This is a genomic window from Streptococcus massiliensis DSM 18628, from assembly GCF_000380065.1.
GTDB lineage: Bacteria > Bacillota > Bacilli > Lactobacillales > Streptococcaceae > Streptococcus > Streptococcus massiliensis.
This window is the reverse complement of record NZ_KB904435.1, coordinates 1-4,500: the sequence shown is the minus strand read 5'-3', so window position 1 is coordinate 4,500 and position 4,500 is coordinate 1. Positions and strand designations below refer to the sequence as shown.

At 34.7% G+C, this 4,500-nt stretch carries 6 protein-coding genes; 1 reads left to right on the top strand and 5 read right to left on the bottom strand.

Translation table 11 applies throughout. From position 1 onward, the window contains the following. Positions 1 to 218 (top strand): transposase (locus A3I3_RS0109405; RefSeq protein WP_018371292.1); only part of this gene is annotated, 218 nt, incomplete at its 5' end. Between the two features lie 73 nt (positions 219 to 291). Here the strand turns inward: A3I3_RS0109405 and A3I3_RS0109400 are convergent. From A3I3_RS0109400 to A3I3_RS0109380, 5 genes are read right to left on the bottom strand one after another with little or no spacing between them, the layout of a single operon-like run. Continuing rightward, positions 292 to 987: a CPBP family intramembrane glutamic endopeptidase gene (locus A3I3_RS0109400; protein ID WP_018372443.1), complete on the bottom strand. Its 696-nt coding sequence runs from the start codon at positions 985 to 987 to the stop codon at positions 292 to 294. A gap of 57 nt (positions 988 to 1,044) precedes the next feature. After that, positions 1,045 to 2,235 (bottom strand): ABC transporter permease, encoded by a 1,191-nt coding sequence (locus A3I3_RS0109395; protein WP_018372442.1) that lies wholly within the window; start codon positions 2,233 to 2,235, stop codon positions 1,045 to 1,047. Next, complete coding sequence (locus tag A3I3_RS0109390) at positions 2,235 to 3,125, bottom strand: ABC transporter ATP-binding protein (protein ID WP_018372441.1); 891 nt, start codon at positions 3,123 to 3,125, stop codon at positions 2,235 to 2,237. The genes A3I3_RS0109395 and A3I3_RS0109390 overlap by 1 nt, the downstream gene beginning before the upstream one ends. 40 nt (positions 3,126 to 3,165) lie before the next feature. Continuing rightward, positions 3,166 to 3,885, bottom strand: coding sequence for a DUF3169 family protein (locus A3I3_RS0109385; RefSeq protein WP_018372440.1), 720 nt, complete (start codon positions 3,883 to 3,885; stop codon positions 3,166 to 3,168). Then, positions 3,882 to 4,097 (bottom strand): helix-turn-helix transcriptional regulator, encoded by a 216-nt coding sequence (locus A3I3_RS0109380; RefSeq protein ID WP_018372439.1) that lies wholly within the window; start codon positions 4,095 to 4,097, stop codon positions 3,882 to 3,884. The genes A3I3_RS0109385 and A3I3_RS0109380 overlap by 4 nt, the downstream gene beginning before the upstream one ends. Positions 4,098 to 4,500 lie beyond the last annotated feature (403 nt).

Below are 4,500 nucleotides of genomic sequence, written 5' to 3'. Positions count from 1 at the left end.
TAAAAACTAAAGAATGTCAGGCGCTTTTATCTCCCCAAGGTAGACAGATTTTCGCTCAACGCAAGATTGATGTGGAACCTGTCTTTGGGCAGATAAAGGCTTGTTTGGGTTACAAGAGATGTAATCTGAGAGGGAAGCGTCAAGTGAGAATTGACATGGGATTGGTACTTATGGCCAATAACCTCCTAAAATACAATAAGAGAACGACTCAAAATTAAAAAGCTAGAGTTCCGCAATTGGGAAGCTCTAGCTTTTTTTGTGGCTGAGAATTATTTTGTCCCAGGCTCTTAGTTATTGAAAGAACAAGGATATTCCTACCAATAGAGCCATTGGAAGATTATTTAGCATATGAACGACTATGGAATCAAGAATATTATTTCTTCTTGCATAACTCATATATAGAAGGACACCCATCAAGAAATAAAGCGGTAGCTCAATGAAGTTGGTAATATGAACAAGTCCAAAAATTAAAGAAGTGACGATTGCTACAAGAATTTTACTCGTTTTTTCACTGAAAAGTACTATTTTTATAAAGCCACGGAAGACTAATTCCTCAATTATCGGCCCACTCACGCCAATCAACAACATAAATAAAATAATAAACATCGGGAAAATCCCTGTTTGTCCACCACCAACAGATTGGATGCCTGCATCGTTTGCCGTCGTAGTATGTCCGGTTAGTAAAAAATTAACATAAGTACCAACTATAGCTATAATTCGCCCTGCAAGGAAAAACAATAAAGCAATCCCGAAATCTTTCCAGCCAAATTTCAACTTATTTACTTCTTGGCTCTGATAAGAACGATATTTTTTCCATAAAAAGTAAATAACAAACCCTATCAGAATAACATAAGCAATGCTTAAAAGGATTTTCGCTACCATCGGTAGGAACTTATCCAGTTGAATAAACAGTATCGGAATAACATTGCAGACGACAACCAAAAAAATTAAAGCAATCACTTTTGCCACATTTAAAATAAATTTCATCATTTTCTCCTTAATATTCCATCATTTTCCATTCTTAAAAAGGCTTTTTATTACTCATTATTTATGACTTAAACTTCGTTTTAGTGATTTCCACACACCAAGATCATCTGTTTGTAAAATCAAACCTGCATAATGGTGAGCAATATAAATAGCCAATCCTAGTACAAAAAGAAGTAAAACTAAGAGTGAGATAAAACCTTCTAGGAAACCAGCTGATTCATTTATCAAACGAATTGGCATAAAGAACGTTGATGTTAATGGGAAATAAGAACCCACTTTTAAAAGTATAGAATCTCCTGCTTGCCCCAGTGCAATACCACCAAAGAAGCAAAACATAATTAAGTACATTACAGGTTGGACTGCTTTATTTGCATCTTCTGCCCGTGTTACAAGCGCTCCACAGAAAGCAGATAAAATAACATAAAGAAGCAAACCTAAAATAACAAAGGAAAGATTCAACCAACTAAATTGTGCAAGTACCTGACTTATCACGCCCTTAAAAGGAGCAAGAAAGGCAATGTCTGCTAAAAATGAAAAGGCCAAAACTCCTGCAACTACATATAAAGCAATATGTGTTACGATAACTGCCAATATTCCTAATATCCGACCATAAAAATAGTCTTTGGCTGGAATACTAGAAAAAATGACTTCCATAATCTTCGTACCTTTTTCACCAGCAATTTCTTGTGCCGTCATACTAGAGTAAATCAATAAAAGAAAATACATAATAAAAATCATGGCAAAAAGAGAAATTTGTTGGGCAATTTTATGTTCATTAACAGACTTATCTGCCAACTTTTCTTTAAAATCAATTTGGCGATTCAATATGGCAGTTTGTTCATTTGACAGTTGTGCTTGATTTTGATTTAGCTGATTTTGTAAGGCTTGAAGTCCTTGTAATAAGATAGCTTTGTCACTGTCTTTCATTGATGAGGTACCATAGTAAGTAGCCTCTAGTTGTCCATCTTTATTTTCAACCACTACATAAGCACTTAAAGACTTGTCATCAAACTCTTTTCGGGCTTTTTTCTCTATTAAAAAATTTTTGAAATTCTTTTGACTATTTAAAACTCCTTGTTCTTCTTTTGAAGCAACTAAACCAATTTCTGGTCCTTTTGTACTCCCAACCTGTCCCATCAAAACAGATATTCCAATAAAAAGGAAAGGGGCTAAAACCATGACCACAAAAGCCCATGATTTAATTTGTCGAAAATATGTCTCGAGCATTACTATCTTTATTTGTTTCATCATTCTACTCCTGCTACCATTTTAAAAATTTCATCTACTGTAGGTGGTTGTTGATCAAATGTTTGGATATATTGCCCATTTGTCAGTAGACTAAAGAGCTCTACTCCTGCTGATTCATCATCCAAAATCAAGCGCCAAGTTTCTTGCTTTGTCCGTGCGACTTGACTAACATGCGGTAAATTTTCAAGTTCTTCTTGGCTCTTATTTGAAGCGACAAAGAGACGGGTGCGACCATAGGAAAGACGAACTTCATTGACATTTCCTGAAATTGCAATTTCACCATCTCGCAACATAACCAAATCATCACAAATTTCCTCTACATCATTCATGACATGATCAGAAAAGATGATGCTTGCTCCACGTTTCTTCTCTTCCAAAATAACCTGCTTTAGAAGGCCACTATTAACCGGATCCAAACCGGAGAATGGCTCGTCAAGAATAATCAAATCTGGTTCATGTATCAAAGTTGCTATCAACTGCACTTTTTGTTGATTCCCTTTGGATAGACTTTTAATCTTATCTTCTATTTTCCCTTTGACTTGGAGACGCTCCATCCAAATTGGTAATTTTTTCTCTACGTCAACTTTTTTCATTCCCTTTAATGCCGCCAGATACGAAACCTGTTGAATAACCGTTTGTTTCGGCATCAAACTACGCTCTTCTGGCAGATAACCTACACGTGCAAAAGTTTCTTGTTTAATTGCTTTTCCATCAAATTGAATGCTTCCTGTAAACTGAACAAAATTCAAAATAGAATGAAATATAGTCGTCTTACCTGCACCATTTTTTCCAACTAACCCTAAAATATGACCCGGTTTGACAGAAAAACTGACCCCATGTAGAACTTCTTTTGTTCCAAAACTCTTTTTTAAATTTGAAATTTCTAACATCATTTTCTCCCTTTATATAAATATAAAATAATTTTTATTTTTAACGATAATAATGTTTAATACTTCGATATTCTTTAATATTGATGTATAGATGCAGGAAAACAAGTAATAGAAAAGCAAACCACTGAAATGTCCCTGTCAATGCAGATACAAGAATGGAAACTCCATAAAGACTTGGGAAAATAATCTGATTCAGTTGAAACATGATTCGATAATTTTCCTCAAATAGGATTTCTTTTTCAGCTTCATCATAGCTATTCAATAAATTAGGTGCATCCTTGGGCATAGCAAGAAGCGGATAATCGTAATTACGCAATAATTTAATCGTTTTTTTGTACTGTGGTAGTAATAAAAAATATACCATAAATAGAAAGTAATCCAATAAAAATAAAACGAGTGATAAGTGCGTGGTTAAATCAAGAAAGAGTGAGATAGATAGATTAAAAATCCCTAAAACCATGTAGACATTCATCAGCATTTCGCCAACCCCTAGTTTCAAAAATGCTTTTTTATATTGAGACTCAGACCGTCCGTCATCTTCTTCTATTTCTGATTGGCGAAAAAATCGGCGACTGTCTTTAAATATTTTAAATAGAAATAGAAAAAGAAGTACAAAAACTATCCTCAACGGCCACTGCAACCATTGAATCTTTAATTGGTCAAAAAAATGGAGTTTCCCTAAAGATATAAGCAGAGGTAAACAAGCTCCAAAAATCCCTCCTGATATGGTTAATAATAGTAATTTAGAATTTCTCTTCATGATTCTTCCTTCTCCCCTTCTAATCGAAAAACTGCTTCAACATTTTCACCGAAAATTTTTGCAATTTTTAAGGCAATAACAACCGACGGCGTATATTCGCCGCGCTCAATCAGGCTGATTGTCTGGCGCGAAACGCCTGCCTTTTGAGCCAACTCCGTTTGATTGAGTCCCTCTCTGGCTCGCAATTCCTTGAGCCGATTTTTCAGTCCCATAGCTATCCTCCTAGTCAATCATCCGCTTTCTTTTATAAGTTTATTGTAACATATTCTTTACTTTTTGACAAGTATAATTGTCAAAAAGTTTAATATAGTTGTCATTTTTTATCTCAAAAAATAAAATCGGTTTAATCTGAAAATTAGCGTCTATTGTTTAGCTCGCTTTATTTAGATAAATGAAAACCCCTAACCACCGCTTGACAGGTAGTTAGGGATTTATAAGTTCATTTACCTTTTCAAATTCTAAGTCATAAAATAGAGCCTGGGACAAAATAATTCTCAGCCACAAAAAAAGCTAGAGCTTCCCAATTGCGGAACTCTAGCTTTTTAATTTTGAGTCGTTCTCTTATTGTATTTTAGGAGGTTATTGGCCATAAGTACCAATCCCATGTCAATTCTC